At 67.7% G+C, this 23,230-nt stretch carries 25 protein-coding genes, 1 tRNA gene and 1 pseudogene; 14 read left to right on the top strand and 13 right to left on the bottom strand.

The features are described from left to right. Nucleotides 1-186 precede the first annotated feature (186 nt). The 4 genes from KPL78_RS21395 to KPL78_RS21410 form a co-directional block, all read right to left on the bottom strand. Nucleotides 187-969 (bottom strand): potassium channel family protein, encoded by a 783-nt coding sequence (locus KPL78_RS21395; protein WP_219765014.1) that lies wholly within the window; start codon nt 967-969, stop codon nt 187-189. Next, the gene (locus KPL78_RS21400; RefSeq protein WP_219765015.1) at nt 970-1,869 is read right to left on the bottom strand and encodes an NAD(P)-dependent oxidoreductase; all 900 of its coding nucleotides are present in this window, start codon (nt 1,867-1,869) and stop codon (nt 970-972) included. It lies immediately after the preceding gene. A 99-nt stretch (nt 1,870-1,968) separates the two neighbouring features. Continuing rightward, entirely contained in the window at nt 1,969-2,622 is a 654-nt protein-coding gene (locus tag KPL78_RS21405) for a CoA transferase subunit B (RefSeq protein WP_219765016.1), read from the bottom strand. Between the two features lie 12 nt (nt 2,623-2,634). Beyond that, nucleotides 2,635-3,372: a CoA transferase subunit A gene (locus KPL78_RS21410; RefSeq protein ID WP_219765017.1), complete on the bottom strand. Its 738-nt coding sequence runs from the start codon at nt 3,370-3,372 to the stop codon at nt 2,635-2,637. A gap of 126 nt (nt 3,373-3,498) precedes the next feature. On the opposite strand from KPL78_RS21410, the gene KPL78_RS21415 reads away from it, so the two are divergent. Continuing rightward, nucleotides 3,499-3,574, top strand: a tRNA-Ala gene (locus KPL78_RS21415). 106 nt (nt 3,575-3,680) lie between these two features. Further along, complete coding sequence (locus tag KPL78_RS21420; protein ID WP_219765018.1) at nt 3,681-3,863, top strand: hypothetical protein; 183 nt, start codon at nt 3,681-3,683, stop codon at nt 3,861-3,863. Between the two features lie 15 nt (nt 3,864-3,878). On the opposite strand, the gene KPL78_RS21425 is transcribed toward KPL78_RS21420, so the two are convergent. After that, nucleotides 3,879-4,358 carry a GIY-YIG nuclease family protein gene (locus KPL78_RS21425; RefSeq protein ID WP_219765019.1) on the bottom strand — a complete coding sequence of 160 codons (480 nt, stop codon included), beginning with the start codon at nt 4,356-4,358 and terminating at the stop codon, nt 3,879-3,881. 452 nt (nt 4,359-4,810) lie between these two features. Between KPL78_RS21425 and KPL78_RS21430 the strand changes: the two genes are divergently transcribed. Then, nucleotides 4,811-5,014: a hypothetical protein gene (locus KPL78_RS21430; RefSeq protein WP_219765020.1), complete on the top strand. Its 204-nt coding sequence runs from the start codon at nt 4,811-4,813 to the stop codon at nt 5,012-5,014. 347 nt (nt 5,015-5,361) lie between these two features. Here the strand turns inward: KPL78_RS21430 and KPL78_RS21435 are convergent. The 6 genes and pseudogenes from KPL78_RS21435 to KPL78_RS21460 form a co-directional block, all read right to left on the bottom strand. Then, nucleotides 5,362-5,565: pseudogene (locus KPL78_RS21435) on the bottom strand (transposase); the annotation flags it as partial. Nucleotides 5,566-5,865: 300 nt separating this feature from the next. Then, nucleotides 5,866-6,741, bottom strand: coding sequence for a glutathione-dependent disulfide-bond oxidoreductase (gene yghU / locus KPL78_RS21440; RefSeq protein ID WP_219765022.1), 876 nt, complete (start codon nt 6,739-6,741; stop codon nt 5,866-5,868). Between the two features lie 109 nt (nt 6,742-6,850). Next, complete coding sequence (locus tag KPL78_RS21445; RefSeq protein WP_219765023.1) at nt 6,851-8,281, bottom strand: M20/M25/M40 family metallo-hydrolase; 1,431 nt, start codon at nt 8,279-8,281, stop codon at nt 6,851-6,853. An 11-nt stretch (nt 8,282-8,292) separates the two neighbouring features. Further along, entirely contained in the window at nt 8,293-9,165 is an 873-nt protein-coding gene (locus KPL78_RS21450; protein WP_219765024.1) for a tripartite tricarboxylate transporter substrate-binding protein, read from the bottom strand. A 145-nt stretch (nt 9,166-9,310) separates the two neighbouring features. Further along, nucleotides 9,311-10,072, bottom strand: a complete 762-nt coding sequence (locus KPL78_RS21455; RefSeq protein ID WP_219765025.1) for a short-chain dehydrogenase/reductase — start codon at nt 10,070-10,072, stop codon at nt 9,311-9,313. A gap of 66 nt (nt 10,073-10,138) precedes the next feature. Continuing rightward, nucleotides 10,139-11,830: a M28 family peptidase gene (locus KPL78_RS21460; protein WP_219765026.1), complete on the bottom strand. Its 1,692-nt coding sequence runs from the start codon at nt 11,828-11,830 to the stop codon at nt 10,139-10,141. Nucleotides 11,831-12,018: 188 nt separating this feature from the next. Between KPL78_RS21460 and KPL78_RS21465 the strand changes: the two genes are divergently transcribed. Both KPL78_RS21465 and KPL78_RS21470 read left to right on the top strand, forming a co-directional pair. Beyond that, entirely contained in the window at nt 12,019-12,777 is a 759-nt protein-coding gene (locus KPL78_RS21465) for an SDR family NAD(P)-dependent oxidoreductase (protein WP_219765027.1), read from the top strand. After that, the gene (locus KPL78_RS21470; RefSeq protein ID WP_219765028.1) at nt 12,777-13,799 is read left to right on the top strand and encodes a ketopantoate reductase family protein; all 1,023 of its coding nucleotides are present in this window, start codon (nt 12,777-12,779) and stop codon (nt 13,797-13,799) included. Before KPL78_RS21465 ends, KPL78_RS21470 begins: the two co-directional genes overlap by 1 nt. 10 nt (nt 13,800-13,809) lie before the next feature. Here the strand turns inward: KPL78_RS21470 and KPL78_RS21475 are convergent, their stop codons facing one another. Beyond that, a complete protein-coding gene (locus KPL78_RS21475; protein WP_219765029.1) occupies nt 13,810-14,778 on the bottom strand; it encodes a LysR family transcriptional regulator in 969 nt (322 codons plus the stop codon). Nucleotides 14,779-14,842: 64 nt separating this feature from the next. Next, nucleotides 14,843-15,616, bottom strand: coding sequence for an IclR family transcriptional regulator (locus tag KPL78_RS21480; RefSeq protein WP_219765030.1), 774 nt, complete (start codon nt 15,614-15,616; stop codon nt 14,843-14,845). A gap of 319 nt (nt 15,617-15,935) precedes the next feature. Here KPL78_RS21480 and KPL78_RS21485 point away from each other — a divergent pair, with 319 nt between their 5' ends. Genes KPL78_RS21485 through KPL78_RS21525 form a run of 9 tightly spaced genes read left to right on the top strand, consistent with a single transcriptional unit; the run spans nt 15,936 to nt 23,228 of the window. After that, nucleotides 15,936-16,724: an SDR family NAD(P)-dependent oxidoreductase gene (locus KPL78_RS21485; protein WP_219765031.1), complete on the top strand. Its 789-nt coding sequence runs from the start codon at nt 15,936-15,938 to the stop codon at nt 16,722-16,724. A gap of 1 nt (nt 16,725) precedes the next feature. Then, nucleotides 16,726-17,697, top strand: coding sequence for a Bug family tripartite tricarboxylate transporter substrate binding protein (locus KPL78_RS21490; protein WP_219765032.1), 972 nt, complete (start codon nt 16,726-16,728; stop codon nt 17,695-17,697). A gap of 4 nt (nt 17,698-17,701) precedes the next feature. Beyond that, nucleotides 17,702-18,268: a carboxymuconolactone decarboxylase family protein gene (locus tag KPL78_RS21495; RefSeq protein ID WP_219765033.1), complete on the top strand. Its 567-nt coding sequence runs from the start codon at nt 17,702-17,704 to the stop codon at nt 18,266-18,268. Nucleotides 18,269-18,295: 27 nt separating this feature from the next. Continuing rightward, nucleotides 18,296-19,270: a Bug family tripartite tricarboxylate transporter substrate binding protein gene (locus KPL78_RS21500; RefSeq protein WP_219765034.1), complete on the top strand. Its 975-nt coding sequence runs from the start codon at nt 18,296-18,298 to the stop codon at nt 19,268-19,270. A 4-nt stretch (nt 19,271-19,274) separates the two neighbouring features. Beyond that, on the top strand, nt 19,275-19,634 hold the full coding sequence (locus KPL78_RS21505) for a hypothetical protein (RefSeq protein ID WP_219765035.1): 360 nt from the start codon (nt 19,275-19,277) through the stop codon (nt 19,632-19,634). 28 nt (nt 19,635-19,662) lie between these two features. Then, complete coding sequence (locus KPL78_RS21510) at nt 19,663-20,481, top strand: alpha/beta fold hydrolase (protein ID WP_219765036.1); 819 nt, start codon at nt 19,663-19,665, stop codon at nt 20,479-20,481. Further along, nucleotides 20,478-21,233, top strand: a complete 756-nt coding sequence (locus tag KPL78_RS21515) for an SDR family NAD(P)-dependent oxidoreductase (RefSeq protein WP_219765037.1) — start codon at nt 20,478-20,480, stop codon at nt 21,231-21,233. The genes KPL78_RS21510 and KPL78_RS21515 overlap by 4 nt, the downstream gene beginning before the upstream one ends. A 10-nt stretch (nt 21,234-21,243) precedes the next feature. Beyond that, nucleotides 21,244-22,218 carry a Bug family tripartite tricarboxylate transporter substrate binding protein gene (locus tag KPL78_RS21520; RefSeq protein WP_219765038.1) on the top strand — a complete coding sequence of 325 codons (975 nt, stop codon included), beginning with the start codon at nt 21,244-21,246 and terminating at the stop codon, nt 22,216-22,218. A gap of 35 nt (nt 22,219-22,253) precedes the next feature. Next, on the top strand, nt 22,254-23,228 hold the full coding sequence (locus KPL78_RS21525) for a Bug family tripartite tricarboxylate transporter substrate binding protein (RefSeq protein WP_219765039.1): 975 nt from the start codon (nt 22,254-22,256) through the stop codon (nt 23,226-23,228). Nucleotides 23,229-23,230: the final 2 nt, after the last annotated feature.

Genomic DNA, 23,230 nt, shown 5'->3' on the forward strand with positions numbered 1-23,230 from the left:
GTGCGGGTCTCGACATTGATCCTGCCGTTAGCGCCCGGCGCCAAGTTGAGGTTTCCAAGGGCCTTTCGGCCCTTGGCGCGTGGGGGGGCGGGGGAGGGCAGAGCCCTTCCCCGTTCCACCGCGCCATGATCCCCGCACCTATGGGGGCCGGCTGCGCCGGAGCAGATCGTCGCGTCTGCCGCCCTGTCAGTCGATCCCCGCATCCGGGATGTTCAGCAACGCCCCGCAGGCCTTGCAGTGCACGGCGTCCGGTTCATGCCGCTGCAGCCCGCAGGCCGTGCAGGTGAAGCGCACCTTGGCCGGGCGGAACAGCGCCTGGGCCAGGCGCAGGAAGAGCGTCACCCCCGCCAGCATGATGATGACGGAGATCAGCCGCCCGGTCGTCCCTGGCAGGGTGATGTCGCCGAAACCCGTCGTCGTCAGTGCCGTGACCGTGAAGTAGAGCGCATCGGCGTAGTTGCCGATCTCGGCATTGGTGGCGTGCTGCGTCTCATAGACCACGGCGGTCATGATGAAGACAAAGACGACGAGGTGCGTTGCGGCGAGGGTGGCTTCCTCGTTGCGGCGGAAGAAGGCGAAGTCCTCCCGCAGCATGCCGAGCATCCGGTAGGAATGCAGCAGGCGCAGGGTGCGCACCACGCGCAGGAAGCCGAGACCTTCCCCGGCGAGCGGCGCAAGGAAAGACGCGATGGCAAGAAGGTCGGCGAGGGAGGTGAGGCGCAGCGCCTCCCGCCACGGGCGCCGGCTGGCGGCGAGGCGCGTGGCGAACTCGGCGGCCAGCACCAGGCCGATCACCAGGTCGACCACGCCGATAACGGGGTGACGCGGCAGGAAGGACGTGACGATGACGAAGGCAACCGTCGCCAGGTCGAGCGTCAGCACCCCGTAGCGGAAGCGGCGGCAGGCGGGCCCGTGGCCGTAGTAGTAGTGATGCAGCCGCGCCCGCAGCCGTGTTGCCCCGGACGGCATTCAGTCCTTCAGGCCGGAAAGCTCGGCGACCAGCGCGCCGAGCGAGGCGCAGTCGTCGCCGCCACGGCCGGAATTGACCAGGGCTTCCATCATCTGCGCGGCAAGGGCGGTCGAAGGCGCGAAGACAGCGTTGTCGCGCACCGCGCCGAGGGCCAGGCGGATGTCCTTGCGCATGAGTTCCGCACGGAAGCCTGGCTTGAAGGCGCGGTCGAGCATGCGCTTGGCGTGGTTCTCAAGCACGAAGGACCGGGCGGAACCACCGAGCAGCGCCTGGCGCATCCGTGCGGGGTCGAGGCCGGCCTTGCGGCCCATGGTCAGGGCCTCGGCGGCGGCCTGCATGGCAGCGACGATGATGAGCTGATTGGCCGATTTGCAGATCTGCCCCGACCCGGCCGGCCCGAGCAAGGTGATGGTCTTGCCCACCGCGTCGAGGACCTGCCGCGCGGCGGAAAAGCCGGCATCGGCCCCGCCCACCATGCAGGTGAGCGTGCCGTCGATCGCGCCCTGAGGCCCGCCGGACACTGGGCTGTCGAGCAGGATGACGCCGCGTTCGGCCATGCGCCGCGCGAAATCCGCCGAAGCCGAGGCGGCGATGGTGGAGAAGTCGATGACCACCGTGCCGGGTGCGGCGCCGTGGACGACGCCTTCATCGCCGAAGAGCACGGCCTCGACATCCGGCGTGTCGGGAACGCAGAGGCAGACGCAGGCGGCGCCGTCCGCGGCATCCTGGGCCGAGGGCGCCCATTCGGCGCCGGCGGCGAGCAGCGGCTCGGCCTTGGCCTTACTGCGGCTGCTGACGGTCAGCGCGAAGCCGGCCTTGCGGATGTTCGCCGCCATGGCGGCGCCCATGACGCCCATGCCGATGAAGGAAACCGGGGCGGGGGGCGTGATGGGTGTCATGGCGGGCTCTCCGGACGGTTCTTGCGGGCGGAGGGTGCCGGCTGGGGCGAAAAACGCAAGGCAGGGAGGCGCCTTCGCCTCCCTGTCCGGGGCGGCGCGCTACGCCGCCGCCTTCATGCCCACTTCGAACTCGGCCTCGGTCTTGGCGCGCAGCTCATCCAGCGTGACGCCCGGGGCGAGCTCGGTCAGCACCAGCTTCTCCGGCCCCTTGCGGGCGATCTCGAAGACGCCGAGCTCAGAGACCACCATGTCCACCACCCGCGCGCCGGTCAGCGGCAGGGTGCAGGCCTTCAGCAGCTTGGGCTTGCCGCCGGCGGTGTGCTCCATCAGCACGATCACCTTCTTCACCCCGGCGACGAGGTCCATCGCCCCGCCCATCCCCTTCACCATCTTGCCGGGGATCATCCAGTTGGCGAGGTCGCCATTCGCCGCGACCTGCAGCGCACCCAGGATCGACAGGTCGATATGCCCGCCGCGGATCATCCCGAAGGACTGCGCGGAATCGAAGTAGCTGCTGGTCGGCAGCGCGGTGATGGTCTGCTTGCCGGCATTGATCAGGTCCGGGTCCTCCTCGCCCTCATAGGGAAAGGGGCCGAGGCCGAGCATGCCGTTCTCGGACTGGAGCTGCACGTTGAAGCCGGCGGGGACGTGGTTCGCCACCAGCGTCGGGATGCCGATGCCGAGGTTCACATAGAACCCATCCTGCAGTTCGCGGGCCGCGCGGGCGGCCATCTCGTCGCGGGTCCAGGGCATGGTCCGTCCTCCTCAGGCCAGGGATTCGACGCCGGCGGCCGCGGCGGCCGGGTGCTTGCGCACGGTGCGCTGCTCGATGCGCTTCTCATAGCCGACCGGGCAGACGATCATGCGCTTGATGAAGATGCCGGGGGTGTGGATGTGGTCGGGGTCGATCTCGCCCGGCTGCACCAGGTGCTCGACCTGGGCGACGGTGATCTTCGCCGCGGTCGCCATCATCGGATTGAAGTTCCGCGCGGTCTTCCGATAGACGAGGTTGCCCTCGGTATCGCCCTTGTAGGCATGCACGATGGCGAGGTCGGCGAAGATACCGCGCTCCATCACATACATCTCGCCGTCGAATTCGCGGGTTTCCTTACCCTTCGCGACCTCGGTCCCGAAGCCGGTCTTGGTGAAGAAGGCGGGGATGCCCGCGCCGCCGGCGCGGATGCGCTCGGCCAGCGTGCCCTGCGGGTTGAATTCGATCTCGAGCTCGCCGGCGAGGAACTGGCGGGCGAATTCCGCATTCTCCCCAACATAGGAGCTGATCATCTTGCGGATCTGCCGCGTCTTCAGCAGCAGGCCGAGGCCGGCGTCGTCGATGCCCGCATTGTTGGACACGACGGTGAGGTCCTTCGCCCCGGATTCGCGAATCGCCTCGATCAGCAGGGCGGGAATGCCGCACAGGCCGAAGCCGCCGGAATGGATCACCATGCCGTCGCGCAGCACGCCGGCCAATGCGGCCTTGGCGTCAGGATAGACCTTGCCCATGGACACTCCCCAATTCCCGTAGCCCTTCGAGGGCTTCTCCCTACCGTTCTCGGCGTCTTGCCGAAAGAGGCAAACCCCCCCTTGCGGGGTCCGAGGAGCGAGGTTATACCCCGCGCCTCTTCCCGGGGGGCCATAGCTCAGTTGGGAGAGCGCTTGAATGGCATTCAAGAGGTCAGGGGTTCGACTCCCCTTGGCTCCACCACCCCCAACTTTCTTCAAAGAAATCAGTAGGTTATAGCCTGTTTCCATACAGGCTTTCCCTACATCTTTGAGGCTCGATTAGGCGGTCCGTCAGGGCCGCCAATCGAATGCCCGAAGCCCCCGCGACCAATACGCCTCAAACAGTCTCCCTGCCCGGACGTAGACCGCCGGGGAGAACAGAGGACAAGATCGACGGCATCATCGCCACTGTGAACGCGCTGACCTGGGTGATCGCCGCCACACTGCGCGAAAGCGATTATGCGAAGCGGCCGCTGCGAGTGCTTACGTGACGCTCGGACGCGCTCCTAGTTGCGCAGCACCTTCGATTGACGGCGGAAGACACCGTGACCAATTCTGGGTCCGCTGAACTCGATTTCGTGGGTCCTCACCGTCGTGAAGTGCTTGTTGAGCAGCGGACAGTCCTCCTCCAGCGCAGTGCGGATGAGATGCTTCTCAACGATGGCAAGGCAATTGTTGGTGACTTGTCCGGGCCCTGAAACAAAGTACCCCTGATGGAAATACCGCGCTCCGTGGCCAATGTACGGCACGTCACGCCGCTTCACTTGGCACAGCACATTTTGGATGTTAGCAACGGCCAAGTGCTGCTTCAGGCGTGCACGCATATTCCTTGTGCGACCTACATAGAACGGGATGTATGCCGTGCCGTGCTTGCGGGAGAAGAAATACACGCCCGGCGCGTTCTCGATCTCGTCGTAGTCGATCTCCGCAAGGTTCCTATTTCTTGCGACCAGCAACGGTCGCGCCCATTTGATGTTGATCGCCACAGCGACTTTTGTCCGATTGTTGCGCTGACTAAGCATGCGCTGGGGTGGCGATCTGTCAATCAACAAACCCGCGCTTCTTCCTCTGCACTCCCGCCGAGGGGTATCCCGAGCGGGTAGCCTGCTTCGATTGTGGGAGGCTGGCGTGAGGAGCCGCGCATCCTCTTATTCGATCCTGCCCGCTCGAATGGCTGCCCAAAAAACGCCCCAGGGAGTATTTGGGACGGAACGCCAAGCAAATGCGGAACCTCGCAACGAACGGAGTACCAACAACATGACACAGCAGACGCGTTTGCGAGTCAAATATATCAAGGCCATAACAAGCGAAGAAATGGATTTCTTGTGAATATAGACGGCCTATGTTTGAAGTAATTATGACAAATTCTCCTTTCTCAACATGCCTGTGTTGATGAAAGAAGTCCGCCGAGGTCGTCATGATCAGGGCATTTTAGAACATGTCTTTCGAGCACATGGGGAAAACACTCGATGGCCACGGCAACTACAGCGCCCAGACATACCAACCCGACATCGCGCAGGGCGATATCTTCACCTTGGCTATGGAGAAGACTGCACTCACCGTGGGAGACAAACGCAACCTTGAAACGCTGGTCGCGGAGGGGTGGCTTCGGGAGTATGGCCGTCTGGTAGCGACGACGTAGCCCCCCACCGGGGGCTTGCGCAGCCGCCTGCTCGATCCTACCCCCTTGGATGGTTGCCGCAAATCTTCCGGGGTCAGGCGCCTAACGTCAGACCTCCGCATGTCCTTGGTCTTCTCGGAGATGGCACAGGTCGAGAGCCATTCTTCGAGATGCTCAGTGGTCGGGGTTAGCTTCCCTGTCGCACGTTCGAGGAACCTCTCGGCCTCGATCACCCCAGGAACGTCATCGAACCTCGGCCCCATGGGTTCCATCACACCCACTCGCGCAACGGCCTTCTCGGCTCACTCTTGGGCAATCTCGCCAACGTGTTCGGTGAGGGCTGCTCGCTCCTCCTCCGTCTCCGCGTTCTTGGCCAGCCGGGCGTTCTCACGCTCAAGCTCCTTCAGTCGTCGCGCTTGATCGACCTTCAGTCCGCCGTACTCGGACCGCCAGCGATAGAAGCTTGCTTCCGAAACCCCAATGCCGCGGCAGACCTCCCCCACCGTCCGACCTTGGGCCAATTCCACCTCAGCCTGCCGCAGCAGCCCGAGGGGGAACTGGCGCGGGGGCACAGGATTGGAGAGGTCTGCCGCAGCCTGGGTGTGTCGGAGGCGAGCTTTTATCGCTATCGAACACCGTCCATTGCGCGCGGGACTACTCTTCCTTGCCTCGAATTCACTATCGAATGGCGGCGCCGGATCGGCGGCGGCGGCCTGCCCGGATCGGCCGGCAACGTGCCCCACGCAGCAGACACCCTCTGATATGCCGCATGGGAGTCTGGCACCCCGCCTACACAACTCCCGCACAGTAGCTTCCAGCAAAGCCGGCGCGGTTCGGAACCGGGCAAGACGCCGTGCCTCGCCGCAGCGCGATCAACGCACCGCGCGCAGCTTGTCCTGCGTGCTGGTCTCGAAATCAGTCGCATCATGGCGTTCCCAAAGCTGGCTCGACAATTCGCCCCTGGTCCGATTGACCATGCGCCCGCGTTTCACAGCCGGACGTTCGCCGACCAGATCGGCCCAGCGAAGAACATGCCTGTATGACGACACGTCGAGGAACTCCGCCGCACCGTAGGTCCAGCCTTTCACCAAGCCCCCGTACCAGGGCCAGATCGCCATGTCCGCGATCGTAAAGCTGTCCCCGGCGACGTATTCGCTCTCGGCGAAACGTCGGTCGAGCACATCGAGCTGGCGCTTCACCTCCATCGCGAAGCGATCGATCGGATACTGCATCTTGGTCGGCGCGTAGGCATAGAAATGCCCGAAGCCGCCGCCGAGATACGGTGCGCTGCCCATCTGCCAGAACAGCCAGGACAGACACTCGGCCCGGGCTGGGGGGCTGGTCGGCAGGAAGGCGCCGAACTTCTCGGCGAGATAGACGAGTATGGCGCCAGACTCGAAGATGCGGATTGGCGCCGCGCCGCTTCGATCCATGAGTGCCGGTATCTTCGAGTTCGGGTTCACGGCGACGAAGCCACTGCCGAACTGGTCGCCGTCGCGGATGCGGATCAGCCATGCATCGTACTCGGCGCCGGCGTGCCCGAGAGCGAGCAACTCCTCCAGCATGACCGTGACTTTCACGCCATTCGCCGTTCCCATGGAATAGAGCTGAAGGGGGTGCCGGCCGACTGGCAGTTCCTTCTCGTGGGTGGGTCCGGCAACCGGCCGATTGAGCTCCGTGTACGGGCCATTGTCGGTCTTGGTCCAGGTCCAGACCTTGGGGGGCGTGTACTCGGCAGACATGTTCATCGGAACCACTCCGGACGATCGTGAAGCGGCGCCATCGGGCGGTCGATGGCACGCCGCGGATCCGCAACCTGAACGGGCGTCACGCCCGCCGGCGAGCAGGAAGGATCGACTATCCCCGATCCGAGCCCGCACCGCGAGACCGTGCGGGCGGGTGACGGCCCTCGCCGATGTCCCACCAGACGCCGGTCATCAACGCCAGGCCGGCGCCCAGTAACGCCGACAAGGCATGCTCGTCTGGTGCGTGTTGATTGCTGCCCGCATGACCGCTGGGGATCCAGGTGACGGGAACGCCGAGTTCCTCCGCGAAGATCGCGGAAGGATTCCCACCCGAGGAGTTGGGCACCAGGTTCGCCGGCACACCCGCGCTCCGCGACAGGCTCTCCGCCAGGGCGACGATCCACGGATCGTCGGGATCGGTCCGGGAGGCGGGGAACATGTCGCGCTCCTTCACCGGATGGATCTCGACCCGCGTATGGCCGTGCGCATCGAGGTGGCGACGCAGCGCGGGAACGATCGTCGCGCCATCGACATCGACCGTATGCCGCACCTGCATCCGCAGTCTGGCTTCCGCCTGGACGGCATTGACCGGTGCCTCGGGATTCCCGGTGATGCCGGCGAGCACCACGGCGGAGGTCCATGCGAAGATGCGCTCCGCCTTCGTCAGTCCCGGCTCGCCCCACCACGCGTCAGGCTGCGGCAGGCCCGGCAGTTCTTCGAAGACCAGACTGGCGCAGGCGCGTCGAACGGCATCGGGTATCGCGGCCGGAGTCCAGCCTTCCACCAGGATGCGGCCGTCCTCGCCGAGGATCGAGGCCAGTGCGTGCGCGAGAAGGACGGCCGGATCGGCCAGCACGCCACCCCAATGCCCGGAATGATGGGCACGGTCGCGCAGCGCCACACGCAGATCGAAGGCCACGCCGCCGCGACAGCCCAGCCTGAGTTCCGGCACCATCGTGGCCTGCCGTGGCCCATCAAGGCCGATGAAGACATCGGCGCCGACGCCGGCGCATTCGCGACGGACGATCTCCCGCAGGCCAGGCGACCCGACCTCCTCGCCGGTCTCGATGAACAGAACGGCGTTGAAGCCGAGCCGGCCGCGTTCCTCCAGCACGGCGCGCAGCGCCTCGATGGCGATCAGGTGCTGACCCTTGTTGTCCGCCGTGCCGCGCCCATACCACTTGTCATCGCGAATGGTGACGGCCCAGGGATCGAGCCCGTCCGACCAGCGCCCCGCCATGCCGCGTACCACGTCGCCATGACCGTAGATGAGTACCGTCGGAAGCCCCGCGCCTTCGCGGCGCTCGGCGATCAGGGCCGGACCGCGATCGGGCAGCGGGTTGGGCGCGACGCGCCCGGCGAATCCCAGACCCTGAAGGAGCGAGGGAATGGTTTCCGCGCAGTAGCGGCGCAACTCCCCGGCGCTCCCGGGATTCTGGCTTTCCGTCGGCACCGCGACAAGGCGGCGCAGATGGTCGAGATACTGGCCGCCTGAGAAGGCGGCCCTTGCGCGCCCGATGGCGCCGTCGCGTGTGCCCGACATGGGATCGTCCGCTATTGCTGGGTAAGCCGAGCCGCCGTCGCGACTTCGGCCCAGAGCTGCATCTCGACCGTCTTGTCCGCCTGATAGGTCGCGGTGCCTGCGCCGTCCGGCCGGAAGCCAAGCTCGGCCAGCCGGCCGGCGATGGCCGGATCGAACAGGGCCTCGCGAAATGCCGCATAGACGCGGTCGATGATCGGCTGTGGAACGCCCAGCGGCGCGAAGAGGCCCCATTCCGATGCAGCAGGGAAGCCGGGAAGGCCCTGCTCCTCGAAGGTCTGCACCTCGGGCATCGAGGGGTTGCGCGCGGTGCCCGTCGAGCCGAGCCCGATCAGTTCACCGGATCGAATGAAGGGCCGGCCGTTGCTGGCGCCGTTGAAGGTCAGCTGCACATGGCCGCTGATGGCATCGTTCATGGCCGGCCCGCCGCCGCGATAGGGCACATGCACGATGTCCACGCCGGTGCGGATCTTCAGCAATTCAGTCAGCAGGGCCGCGCCCGTGCTGCCCGTGCTGCAGCTGATCGCGCCGGGGCTCTGCCGCGCCTTGGCCAGCAGGTCCTGCATGCCACGCACGTCCAGGCGCGGATTGGCGAAAAGCACCAGCGACCCGATGGCTGTCCGCATGACGGGAATGAGGTCGGTCATCGGATCGTAGGGCATCTGCGCGCGGACGATCTTGTTGATATAGACGCTGGAATCGCTGAACAGGAACGTATAGCCGTCGGGTGGGGAGCGGACGACGTGCTCGGTCCCGATCACGCCGTCCGCACCGCTGCGGTTGTCGATCACGATCGAGCCGCCCAGCACCGAGGAAGCCTTGGGCGCGAGGAGGCGAACCAGAATGTCCGTGCCGCCACCGGGTGCAATCGGCACGACGATGCGCACCGGCCTGGACGGATAATCGCCCTGCGCCAGAGCCGGCGCCGCCAGCAGGCCACCCGCACCGAGCTGCAGCCCGGCCGCCAGGACATTCCTACGCCTCATCACGAAACCTCCTTCGCTTGCGATGATTCCCGATCGCCGCGCCGACTCAGCTGCCGGCGTCGGCCGTCACGATGGTGCCGGACACGTAGCCGGCACGCGGGCTGGCCAGGAACGCGACGACCCAGCCGATCTCCTCAGGCTTGGCCATGCGCCCGAAGGGCATGGACTTCGACAGTTCCTGCCAGCGATTCTCGTCGCCGAGCTGCGCCTTGGCGCGGCTCTTGGCGAGCATGGTCTGACGCTCGGTGGCCGTGGCGCCGGGATTGAGGCCGATGACGCGAATGCCGTCCGCGGTACTCGACTTGCCAAGCGCGCGGCTGAAGCCCATCAGCGACGCATTGCCGGCGGTGCCGGCGATGTAACCCGGATTGAACTTCTCGCCGGCGCCGCCGATGACGTTGATGATCACGCCGCTCTTGCGCGCCGCCATGCCCGGGTAGATCGCGCGGCTGAGGTTGATGTAGCCGAACACCTTGAGGTCCCAGGATGTCCGCCAGGCTTCCTCGCTCACCGCCAGCAGGCCGCCGGGCGGGATAGCGCCGGCGTTGTTGACCAGGATGTCCACCTCGCCGGCACCGTCGACGACCGTCTTGATCCCTTCGGCCGTGCCGAGATCGGCGGCGATCGCCGTCACCTCGACGCCGTAGCGCGAGCGGATGTCGGCGGCAGTCGCCTCAAGCTCGGCGGCGGTGCGCGCCGCGATGACGAGGTTCGCGCCTTCCGCGGCCAGGCATTCCGCAATCGCCTTGCCGATGCCTTTCGAGCCCCCGGTGACGAGCGCACGCTTGCCCTTGATCTCGAGATCCATCCTACAATCCTTCCTGACAGTAGCTGCTTGAATGCAGCGGTGACGCCCGCGCCGGCCGACTGGCGTTCAGCGCTGGTCGCGGGCTTGGCTGGCATGCGCGAAGGCTGCGTCGGCGAGTTGCAGCGCATGCAGCAGGTGATTGCGCGCCCGCATGGCAGATACGGCGCGGAACGGGATGTCGGCCTCGTTGGCCTCGCGCGCCAGGCGGCGCAGCGGTTCCAGTGCGGGCCAGGCGGGGACCGGCAGCGCCGGTTCATGCGCGAAGCGGTCGCCCGAGGTGTAGTCCACCGGCACCAGGGCCCGGCAGGCGGACCGGATCGCCTCGTTCAGCATGGCCTGCCCGGCGATGCCGCCAGCTTTCAGCGCTGCCGTCGTGTCGGTGATGGTCGCCGCGAGCCTGGCGGCAGCAACGGCGATCGGCTCGCACAGATCGCGCGCCGCCGCTGCCGCGCTCAGCGGTTCAAGTTGCGCCTGCAGGTCGCGAAGCTGGGCCTGAAGGTCGATCGGCAGGATCTCGTCGGTCACCAGCCGCCAGACCGCGTGGCCCACCACGCGCGTGTCGCGCACCAGATGGGCCTCGTCGACCTTGTCGGCGAGATCCTCCGGCGTGTGCCACCACCAGCCGAGATTGCGGCGCCCGTTGCTATCGCCCTTGGGCTGCTCGCTGACCGGGCCGAACATTGACGGCACGCCGATGCCACCGAAGCTGTCGTCGCCGGACCGGCCGCGCCGCTTGCCGACATAGCTCTGGCCGGCATGCTCTTCGACGGCCTCCTTCGCCAGCGCATGCAGCAGCGACATGGAGGCGGTCTCTGACAGATCGACCGCGTTCATGCCGCCCGTGGAATCCACGTTCACATGGGCCACGCAGCGGCGTTCCAGTTCGGCCCAATGCGCGTCGGCATACCAGGCCGACCCGGAATAGCGTCCCTGCGAATGGCCGGACCAGAAGCACAGGCGAAGGCCGCGCTTCCAGCGCGCCCGCTGCGGCGCCAGGACGCGGGCGATCTCGAGCATCGTCGCATTCGCCGCGCCATTGTCCATGACGCCGAAATACCAAGTGTCGTTGTGGCCCGAGAGCAGGACGAAGGGTTCGTCCGGGGTGCCCGCCTCGCTTGCCATGTCGGCAACCAGCAGCGGCGTCTTGCGCCAGCCGGTATCGACTTCGGCGAACAGCGTGGCCTCGACGGGCGATACCGCCAGTGCTTCGCGCAGGCGCCTGCCGTCGGGACCAGAGATCGTGGCGACGACGGTGCTGGGCAGACGATCGCGCAACTCCATGGTCGGGCTGCCCCAGACCGGGGAGATGCACATCGCGTAGCGCTGCTCATGCGGGCTGACGTGGATCTGGCCCATCGCGCCCGCCGCGGAGGCGAGTTTGCTGGTCTCCGGCGTCGCAATCCCGTCGATCAGCACGATCCGGCCGCGCAGGTCACGGCCGGCATAGTCCGAGGCATGGCCCCGACCGATGTCGACGATCCCGGCGGTCAGTCCCTCCGCCGGCGAGGGGCGCGAGAAGGAATGCGTGATCGCCGCGACGACCTGCCCGGCGACGACGATCCGCGCGGGGCCCGGCAGGCTGATGTAGGCGTCGTGGTGAAGCAGCGTGGCGCTGAAGCCGATGGTCTGCAACTCAGCGGCGAAATATCGGAGGCTCTCGACCTCGGTGGGCGTGCCCGCCAGCTTGGTCCAGCGCGCCACTTCCGCAATGTCGCGCATCAGACGCGACCCTTCCACGGCCTGCAGGACAGACGACATTGCCGGCAACCTTTCGTCGAGACGGGCCGCACCGAAGCGCCGCATTGGCCCGAATGCCTCTGAGGCTGGCTCGCGCATGGCCGGGGGTCAATGACGGCGGGATCTCATATCTGATATCCACATGTTGATGTCTTCTGCCCCTGGGCGAAGCAGGTAGGCTCGGTCGAGCCAACCAGCGGATCGCGGCGATGGACTTTCAATTCGACGGCAAATGCGTGGCCATAACCGGCGTAGGGTCAGGCTTCGGCCGCGCCATCGCCCGATCCTTCGCCACGATGGGCGCGACGGTGCATGGCTGTGACATCTCCGCCGAAGCCCTGGCGCTCGCCAGGGCCGAGGCGCCGGTCGCGACCGCGCAGATCGACCTCGCCGACCGCACGGCCGCGACTGAATGGGTCCATGACGTCGAGGCGAAGGTCGGCCGCAACATCGACATCCTCGTGCACAATGCCGGCGGTCCGCTCGGCATACCGCTGCGGCCGATCGACGAGTTCTCCTTCGAGGATTGGGACCGGCTGTTCGCCGCCAACATACACGCGGCCTTCGCCGTGGCGCGCGCCGCCCTGCCAGGCATGCGCAAGGCCCGGTGGGGCCGCATCATCACCATCAGCTCGGGCGCCGGCCTCAAGGCGTCGCTGTCCGGCCTGCACGGCTACGCCGCGGCGAAGCACGCGCTGGTCGGGTTCACGCGGCAGCTCGCTCTCGATGCCGGCGAGTTCGGCATCACCGTGAACAGCGTCGCGCCGGGACTACAGATGACGAGCCCGATCAAGCAGGAACGGTGGGACAGCTACACCGCGGAGAAGCAGCGCGGCTTCATGTCGCGCATCGCGCTGCGGCGTCTCGGCACGCCCGAGGATATCGCGAACGCAGCCGTCTTCTTCGCCTCGCCGATGGCCTCCTTCATCACCGGCGAGGTGCTGTCGGTGAATGGCGGCACCTTCTGATGCCCGACCCGATCGTGATCTGGGGTGCCGGCGCGATCGGCGGCACGATCGGCGCCTACCTCGCACAGGCGGGCCACGACGTGCTGATGGTCGACCGGGTGGCCGCGCATGTGGCCGAGATCCGCGCCGGCCGACTGTCGATCGAAGGACCGGTCGACAACTTCACCGTCGGTGCCGACGCCTGCACACCGGATGAACTGCGCGGCCGGTTCGGCCGCATCCTGCTCGCCGTGAAGGCGCAGGACACGGCAGCGGCCACGCAGGCTCTGCTGACGCATCTGCACGAGGACGGCTTCGTGCTGTCGTGCCAGAACGGGCTGAACCCGCCGGTCATCGCCGATATCGTCGGCGCGCCGCGGACGCTCGCCGCGCAGGTCGCCTTCGCACCGGATTGGCTGGCGCCCGGACGCATCTTGCTCGGCAATCGCGGCCCCTTCGCGATCGGCGAGCTGGATGGGCAGGTGACACCCCGGCTCGAGGCGCTACTCGCCGTGTTGCGGGATTTCGAGCCCGGGGCGGAGATCACCACGGACATCTACGCGGATCTCTGGAGCAAGATGGCCCTGGCTGTGCTGCTGAAGGCCTCCGCCCTGACCAACGACACCATTGCGGACTTCATCACTCGGCCGGACATGCTCGACGCGCAGATCGCGCTGGTGCGCGAGGTGGTGGCCGTGGCGCATGCGCTCGGCCTGCATCTGCATGCGTTCCAGCATTTCGACCCGGAAGCGTTCCCGCAAGCCGACACGGCGTCCCTGGCACGGATGTTCGAGGCGCATGCCACGATCCGGCGGGCCTCGGCGAAGCAGCGCAGCGGGATCTGGCGCGACCTCGCCGTGCGCAGGCGGAAGACGGAGGTTCCGGCACAGCTGGCGCCGATCCGCACGCTGGCGCGCCGCCATGGCATCGCGACGCCGATGATCGATGCGCTGGAAGAGCTGATCCTTCGCATCGAAGCCGGACAGGCGATGCCAGGCGATGGGCTGGAGACGACACTGTCGCGCGTCGCCGCCTCCGGCTGACCCGCGGCCGCTACTCCGCGCCGCGCTGCATCGGCTGCGCGCGATCCGCCCAGCCGATGCCGGTGTCGCGCGGGCGACGCCCTTCGACGGCGTAGATGCGCTGGATCTCCGACTTGATCGCGCGAACCAGGGCCGCGGCCCCGGGCATCGGCACGCGGTTGACCGGCAACACCAACACCAGCGTGCGATCCATCCGCGGCTCGATGAGTTCTGCGGCCTGGAGACGATAGTGGGCGATCTCCTCCTGCAATGCCTTGGCGGGCAGGATGGACCAGCCTTCCCCGGCCTCCAGCAGCTTCAACAGGCTGTCGAGGCTGTCGACCTCCATGACCACGTCGAGCTCGATGCCCAGCCGCTGGGCGATGCCCTCCAGCTCCCCGCGATTGCCGAGCGGCCGGCTCGACAGGATGAGCGGCCGGTCCGCCAATTCCCGGAACGGAATGGTGGAGCCAAGCTTGCCGAGGCTCTTCGCACCGACGAGGTGCAGGAACTGGGTGGCGACCGGCTCCGGGTTCAGGCGCCTCAGCGGCGGCTTGTCGAAGACGATGGCGATATCCAGCCGCCCATCCGCCAACCACTCGACGAGATGTCCGCAGGATCCCTCGACGATGCGGAGCAGCGCGTCCGGATAGAGATCGCGCAGCGCGCGCGTGAGCGGCACGGCAAGCTGGCGGCTCAGAGCCGGCAGCAGGCCGATCGTCGCGCCGCGCAGCCGTCCACCGGCCTCGCCATCCAGGTCTCGCCGCATCTGGTCAATCTGATCGACGAACTCCGCGGCCCAGCGCGCGAAGCGCTCGCCCTGATCGGTCAGCCTCACGCCCCGGCCATCCCGATACAGCAGCTCGGTGCCGATATCGGCCTCGAGCTGACGCAGCGCGCGGCTCAATGCCGGCTGGCTCTGGCCGAGCACGGTAGCGGCGCGGGAGACGCTCCGCAGTTCCACGACCTTGAGGAACTGCTCAATGGCTCGCGTGTTCATGACGATCGACTATGCATGACAGTCGCATGCCGCGCCAGACCGCCGCGCGGCATGGTGCAGGCGGTCACCCAGGTCCGATGCGTGGCGTGTCCATACGAAGATGGCGACACACCGCATTCCTGATCAGGCCGAAGAGCATCTCGTGCCTGGCGGCGACTATGTCGGACAGTGTCGACACCGCCACCGCCATCGGGCCCATGCGGCCGAGCGGCGGCAGCAGGACGTTCACGCCCCCGATCCCCGTCTCCATCTTGTCGATCGCGACCGCATAGCCGCGCTGGCGGATGATTGCGATTTCATCCATCAACGCCGGCAGGTCGATCCGATAGGCCGGGTTGCGTTCCTCCGCATTGAGTCGGCGAACGAGCCGGCCGATCTGCCGGTCAGGTAGCGTCGCCATGAACAGGTTGCCCATCCCGGACCGACCGAGCGGCCGCACCGTGCCACGCCGCGTCCTCGGCCGGTCTGCTTCACGGGCCGCGAGCGCGTGGATATGCCGGACGGTGAGCCCGTTCAGCGCGCCGAGCAGCACCAGTTCGCCGGTCGCCTCATGCACCTCGTTGAGCAGGCGGATGAGCGCGCCGTCCTCGAACAGCTGCGCCTCGATCCATGATCCAAGCAGCGTGACCCGCGAGGTCGGCGCGTAACGCCGCGTCGCCGCATCCATGTCGCAATAGCCCCGCGCCACCATGCTGCGCAGCAGGGCCGAGCTGCTCGACTGCGGCATGCCGAGGGCCCGCGCGACCTCCATCACGCTGACCGGCCGCCGCACCTCGTCGAAATACTCCAACAGGTCGAGCGTCCTACCGACCGACTTGATGACACGATCTTCCACCACGCCCAGCAGTATATTCCGTTAGCGGATATAGGCAGCACAAATGTGATGCCTGCATTCACGCCTGCGTTCCAGCTTGATCGCCTTTGGCCCCGGGACATACTCGCGCTCCAGGGAGTTCGCTGATCCACGCGCTGACCGGGCCTTTGACTGCTCGAGAGGGCACGGCGCGTCGCACGGATGCTGCTGCGGAAAGGGCGCGATCGCGCACCCCCTCGATTGCCTGCACCGCCGCGCCATGCCGCGCGACCGCAGCGGCTTGCCGCTGCGCTGCGTCGGCCTGCGTCTTCGTAAACCGCGCCTGATCGCTCAAGGAACAGAAATGCCGCCACGCCTCGACAACAAGGTCGCCTTCATCACCGGCGCCGGCATCGGCGGCATCGGCGCGGCGTCGGCCGCCGCCTTCGCGCGCGAAGGCGCGCGCGTCGCCGTTTGCGACATCCTGCCCGAACGTGGCGAGGCGACCGTCGACGAGATCCGGGCCATCGGCGGCGAGGCGATCTTCGTCCAGGCCGATGTCTCGAAGGACGACGAGGTGCGCGCCGCGATCGGCCGCACGGTCGCACAGTTCGGCGCACTGCACGTGCTGATGTGCTCGGCCGGCGGTTCGATCGCCGAGGACGACTTCATCGCCGATGTCGATCTCTCCGTATTCGAGCACACGATGCGGCTTGACCTGCTCGGCACCATGCTCGCCTGCCGCCACGCGATCCCGGAGATCGCAAAGGCCGGCGGCGGCTCGATCGTGAACATGTCCTCCGGTGCCGCGCTGCGCGGTGCGAGCCCGGCCCATGTCTACACCGCGGCGAAGGGCGCGATCATCTCGCTCACGCGCGCTCTCGCCGGCACCTATGCCAAGGAGGGCGTGCGGGTGAATGCGATCGCCGCCGGGCGGATCCTCAGCAAGCGCATCCTCGACAGCATCGGCGCCCCGGGGCAGGCCGGTCCCGTGCCCGACCGCCAGGACGCGGCCGGTCGCCTGAAGGACTACCCCTTCTGGGTCGGCGGGCCAGAGGACATCGCCAGCATCGCGCTCTTTCTCGCATCAGAGGAGTCGAAGATGATCACGGGTGCCACCATTCCCGCCGATGGCGGGCGTTCGGCCTATTGAGATGACGCCCGTCACGCGGCGCATCGCGCTCGCTCTCGGCACCGCCGGCCTGGCCGCACCGGCCCTGGCGCAGGACTGGCCTTCCCGGCCCGTGCGCATCGTCGCGCCGGCCCCGGCCGGCGGCGCCAGCGACATCTATGCCCGCATCTGCGCCCAGCGGATGAGCGACATGACCGGCAGGCCCTTCATCGTCGAGAACCGCGCCGGCGCGGCGGGACGCATCGGCCTCGAGAACGTCGTGCGCTCGGCGCCCGACGGCTACTCGCTGCTGCTCGGCTCCTCGGCGATCGCGCTGGCCAGGGCGCTCTACCCCAATCTCGGCTATGACCCCGTGGGCGACCTGACGCCGATCGCGCTGATGGCCCGCACGCAGCAGATGATGGTGGTGCCCGCCGCGCTGCCGGTCACCGATGTGCGCAGCTTCATCGCCTATGCGAAGGCACGGCCGGGCGAGCTCGCCTATGCCTCCTCCGGCGTCGGCAACCCGCCCCACTTGGCCGCCGAGCTGTTCAACGCCATGGCCGGGCTGACCATGACGCATGTCCCCTATGGCGGCGACACGCCGGCGCTGATCGATATCATCGCGGGGCGCGTGCAGATGTATTTCGGCTCGGTCGCGCCGGCGCTGCCGCATCGCGAGGCCGGCCGGGTGCGTGCGCTCGCCGTCACCGGCCCGACACGCGCCCGCTCGGCACCGGACGTCCCGACCATGCAGGAAGCCGGGCTGCCCGGATACAACGTGTCCGGCTGGTTCGGGCTGCTCGCGCCGCGCGGCACGCCGCGCGAGATCATCCTCCGCCTCAACGAGATGATGACGCGCATCATGGCGATCGAGGAGGTGCGCGCGACGCTGGAACGCGGCGGCGCCGACCCGGCCGATCCCGCTCTCCCGGTCATGGAACAGGCGATCGTCGATTCCACGCGCCTGATCGGCGAGGCAGTCCGCATCGCCAACATTCGAGCAGAGGGCTGACGCCATGCGCCTTCCGGACGCGGATCCCACCCAGTCGCCGGAGCTGGAAGCGGCTTACGCCGAATTCCGCCGCACCCGCGGCATCGTCTCCAACATCATGAAGTCCTTCGCGCATGCGCCGGAGGGGTTGAACGCCATCGTCGGGCTCGGCGGCTATTGCCGCTACGGCACGGCGCTCAGCGAACTGCAGAAGGAGATCGTCATCCTCCTCACCGGCCGCGGCATTGCCTATGCCTGGCACCACCACGCGCCGCTGGGACGCAAGGCGGGGCTGAACGAGGCGCAGATGGACGCGATCCAGGCCGGCCTCGTCCCACCGGGCCTGTCGGAAGCCGATACGGCACTCGCCGAGTATGTGCTCGCCTACACCGCGTTGAAGGGCGTGCCGCAGGAGGTCTTCGACCGCCTGCTGCGGCACTTCAACCCGCGCCAGCTGACTGACGTCAACATCATCGCCGGCTACTACCTGATGATCGCAGCCAGCATGATCGGCATGGAGGTGCAACCGGATCCGACTGACACGATCCGCGATGCCGTCTCCTTTCACGATGCGGCCCACACACCGTCCTGAACAGCCTGCAGCAGGGAAACGAGACCGATGCGCATCGCCCGCCGCCATGTCCTCGCAGGAACCGCCGCTGTCCTGGCATCGCCAAGTCTAGCATCCGCGCAGGCGGTCTATCCGTCGCGCCCGATCCGCGTGATCGTTCCCTTCGGCGCCGGCGGAGGCACGGATATCCTGGTCCGCATCCTCGAGCCGCATGTGTCGCGCAGCCTCGGCCAGCCAATGGTGATCGAGAACCGGCCGGGCGCCGGCGGCATCGTCGGGACCGAGGCAGTCGCGCGATCCGATGCGGATGGCTACACGCTGCTGGCGCTCGATTCCACCTTCTGCATCAACCCCGGGCTCTTCCCGACGCTGCCCTATGATCCGGCGCACGACTTCGCGCCGGTCGCGATCCTCGCCAATGCGCCGATCGTGCTGCTTGCCCATCCGACGGTGCCTGCGCAGACCCTGCAGGAGCTGATCGCGCTGGCGAAGGCACGGCCCGGCGCGCTCGCCTACGCCTCGGGCGGCAACGGCGCGCCGACGCATCTCGGCGGCGAGATGTTCAAGACGGCCGCGGGCGTGGACATCACCCACCTGCCCTATCGCGGTACCGGGCCGGCCATGAACGACGTCATCGCCGGGCATGTGCCGCTCGCGGTCAACGGGCTGAGCGCCTCCCGCCCGCATATCGTCGCCGGTCGCGTGCGCGCGCTGGCGGTGACGGGCGATGCACGGGCCACTGCCTTCCCCGATGTGCCCACCTTTGCCGAGGCCGGGGTGCCGGGCGTCGACATGTACACCCATTGGGGCGTGCTGATGCGGGCCGGCACCCCCGATGCGATCGTCCAGAGGGTCTCGGCCGCGCTCACCGAGGCGGTGATGCGCGATGATCTTCGGCAGCGCCTGAACGACCTCGGCTTCGTGCCCGCCGGCGGCGGTCCGGCCGCCTATGGCGAGACGATCCGCCGCGAGACGGCGCGCTTCACCGAGGTGATCCGCGCCGGCAACATCCGGCCGGACTGACGGCATGGTTCGACCGGGCTGGATCGCCGCGCTGAGGGTGACGCTGCCGGTGCAGACGGTCGCATCGTTCGTGACGCAGAGCCTTCCCGCCATCGCGTCGATGATGGCGGCCGAGACGAGCCTTCGGCCGAAGATGATCGGTAAGCCGGCGTCGGTCATCGCGCCGGGCACGGTGTTGTTCCCGCTTGCGGACGCCGGCGTGCCGGCGCGCTCAGGGCCGGTGCGGACATTGCCGCTCGGCAACATCTTCGCACTGCTGATCGCCGCGACCAGTCGTTGGAGTGCGTCCTTCGCCGCCGTCACGGTGGCGTCGATCCCGCCGCTGCGACCGGCGGTCATCCTGCCCGCGCCGATCCGCGACTGACCTTCGCTCACCGACGGAGCCCATTGTCATGTTGACCCCTTCCATGTCCTTCCTGCGCACCAGCGACGGTATCCGGCTCGCCTATCGCGTGGACGACTTCAGCGACCCCTGGCGGGACAACCCGGTGCCGGTGCTGATGCTGCACGCGGCCATGGGCGCCTATCGGCGCTGGTACGCCTGGCTGCCGATCATCGCGCGGCGCTTCCCGGTGATCAGCCTTGAGCTGCGGGGGCATGGCGCGTCGGACGTGCCGCCTCCCTCGCTGCCCTTCAGCCTGGAGCGCCTGGTGCAGGATGCACGCGAGCTGCTCGACGACCTCGATGTCCCGCGCGCCCACGTCGTCGGCCTGTCGGCCGGCGGCTATGTCGGCCAGCGCCTGGCCATCGAGGATCCGCAGCGCGTCGCGACGCTCAGCCTGTTCGCCTCCACGCCCGGGCTGCGCGGCACCCAGGCAGCGGGATGGCCGGAACGCATCGGCGCGATGGGGCTCGAGGCGTTCATGCGCGCGACCGCCGCGGACCGCTTCGGATCGGATGCGGATCCGGCGCTGGTGGACTGGTTCTGCCGGCAGACCGGCAGCAACGATCCCGCCTATCTCGGACGCTTCGTGACCCACATGGCCAGCCGCGACTGGTCCGCGGACCTGCCGCGCATCACCTGCCCGACATTGATCGTGGCCCCCGGCCATGAACCGATCGGCAGTAGCAACCACTACGAGGCGATGGCCGCCGCCATCCCTGATGCGGAACTCGTTGTCTTCGAGGGCATGCCGCACAACATCGGCGACGCCGCGCCGGAGCGCTCGGCGCGCGAGGCGTTGCGCTTCATCGAGGAGCGCGGCGCATGACCGCCGCACCCACGCGAACCGCGATCGTCACAGGCGCCGCCCGCGGAATCGGTCGTGCCATCGCCCTGTCCCTCGCCCAGCAGGGCCACGCCATCGCGCTCGTGGATCTGCGCGAGAAGGACCTCGCGCAGACCGCGCAGGAGGTCGCGGCACTCGGCGTCGATGCCATGCCGATCATGGCCGATACCAGCGACTACGAAGCCGCCCGCCGGCATGTCGCGGACGTCGCCGCGCGCTGGGGGCGCATCGACGTGCTGGTGAACAATGCCGCCGTGCCGCAGCCCAGGCGTATCCTCGAGATCACCGAAGCCGAATGGGATTCCGGCATGGCGGTAAACCTGAAGGGCTACTTCAACTGGAGCCAGGCGGTTGCGCCGGTGATGCTCGCCGCGGGCGGCGGACGCATGATCAACATCTCCTCCGTCTCCGCCAATACCGGCCCGCGCATCTTCTCCGTCAGCCGCTTCGCCTACAGCACCGCGAAGGCCGGCATTCTCGGCATGACGCGTGCCTTGGCGCGCGAGCTGGCGCCGACCATCGTTGTGAACGCCGTCTGCCCCGGCGCGATCGAGACAGAGCGGACGCGCGCCAATCTCGGCACACATCTCGATCACGTCATCAGGGAAACACCACTGGCACGCCTTGGCACGGCGGAGGACATCGCCGTCGTCGTTACCTTCCTGGCCACCGCAACGCCCATGTACATGACCGGAGAAGTCATCGACGTGGATGGCGGCGCGAACATCAACTGAAGAGGCTTCGATGACCGATATCAGCATCTCGCGCCGCGCGGCGATCGGCTCCGCGCTGGCCGGCACGTTCGCCCGACCGGCTCTCGCCCAGGCCTTCCCGGATCGGCCCATCCGCATCGTCGTGCCCTTCTCGGCCGGTGGCGGGACGGACATCGCGGCGCGCGAGGTCGGTCGCCGCATGGCAGAGACGCTCGGCCAGCCCGTGGTGATCGAGAACCGCAGCGGCGCCAACACCGCGATCGGCGCGGAGTATGTCGCGCGATCCCGGCCCGACGGCTACACGCTGCTGTTCACCAGCGGATCGACCATGCTCGTGGCGCCGCTGCTGATGCGCAACCTGTCCTACAAGCTGTCCGACTTCACGCCGGTAGGCATGGCGCTCGAACAGTATTTCGGCCTCGGCGTGGCGCCGCGCGCCGCTGGCAGTATCCCGGAACTGGTCGAGAAGGCGCGCGCCAGGCCCGACAGCATGTCCTTCGGCCATACCGGCACCGGGGGCGTCGGCCATCTGCTCGGCGAGAAACTGATGGCGGCGACCGGCACGCGAATGGTCTCGGTCCCCTATCGCGGCTTTCAGCAGACAGTGACGGACATCCTCGGCGGCCAGCTCGACATGACCTTCGAGGGCATCCACAACATCGTGCCGTATCACCGCGACGGGACGATCAAGCTGCTGGCGCTGGCAAGCCCCGAGCGCGCGCCGCCACTGCCCGAGGTGCCGACCTTCAAGGATGTCGGATATCCCGATCTCGCGGTGAATGCTTGGCTGGCTTTGTTCGCGCCGGCCGCGACACCCGCGCCGATCATGGCGACGCTGAACCAGGCACTGGTTGCGGCGGTGGAAAGCCCATCCTTCCGCGAGCATGCCGCGAGCCAGGTGCAGAACGCGCGCAGCAGCTCGGTGCAGGAGATGTCGGACTCTCTCGCGCAGCAGGTCGAGGTCTGGCGCGGCATCATCGCGCCGCTGAATCTTCAGCTCGACTGACACGTAGCCCGGTCCCCACAGGAAGGAGAGCAGCGATGATGACGTCCCGACGTGCCTGGCTGGCCGGTATCGGCACGGTGCTCGCGGCGCCTGCGCTTGCCCAGGATGGCTGGCCGACGCGCAGCATCCGGCTGCTGGTGGGCTATCCCGCCGGCGGCGCCAACGATCTGGTCATGCGGGGCATCGCCGCGCCGCTCGGCGATGCGCTCGGCCAGCCGGTACTGATCGAGAACCGTGCAGGGGCGGCCGGCGGGATTGCCGCCGAAGCTGCGGCGCGGGCAGCGCCGGACGGCTACACGCTGTTCTCGATTTCGAGTGCTCATGTCCTGGCGCCGAGCGTGCGGCGGAACCTGAACTGGGATCCGGTGCGCGACTTCACGCCGATCGCGCTGGGCGCTCGTTCGCCCTACTTCCTGATGGTGTACAAGGACTTTCCCGCGCGAAGCGTCGCGGAGTTCGTCTCCTATGTGAAGTCGCGGCCGCCGGGATCGATCAGCTATGCGTCATCGGGCGTCGGCGCAGGGCCGCATCTGACAAGCAGCCTGTTCATGCATCGCGCCGGCATCACCCTGGATCACGTTCCCTACCGGGGTGACGCGGATGCGCTGGTCGATGTCACGACCGGGCGCGTGCCCTGCGCCTTTCTGTCCGTCGCGCCTGCCTTGCCGCACATCGCGGCGGGCAGCATCCGCGTCCTGGCCGTATCGGGCGCGGATCGCCTGTCAATCTTGCCAGATGTGCCGACGGTGGCGGAGTCCGGCTTTCCAGGCTTCGCGATGGATGTCTGGTGGGGCGTCAGCGGACCGGCCGGCCTGCCGGCGCCGATCGTACAGCGCATTGCCGCCGCGATGCGGCCGATCCTGGATGCACCGGCCTTCGCCGAACGCTATGCCGCCATCGGCGTCGTGCCGGGCAAACTCGGCACCGAGGCCTTTGCTCAACTCATCCGGGATGACCGGGTCCGTCTCGACCGGATCGTGCAGGACGCCGGCATCACGCCCCAGGATTAGGC

Origin of the sequence: Roseomonas alba, from assembly GCF_019430885.1 — a bacterium.
Taxonomy (GTDB): Bacteria; Pseudomonadota; Alphaproteobacteria; order Acetobacterales; family Acetobacteraceae; genus Neoroseomonas; species Neoroseomonas alba.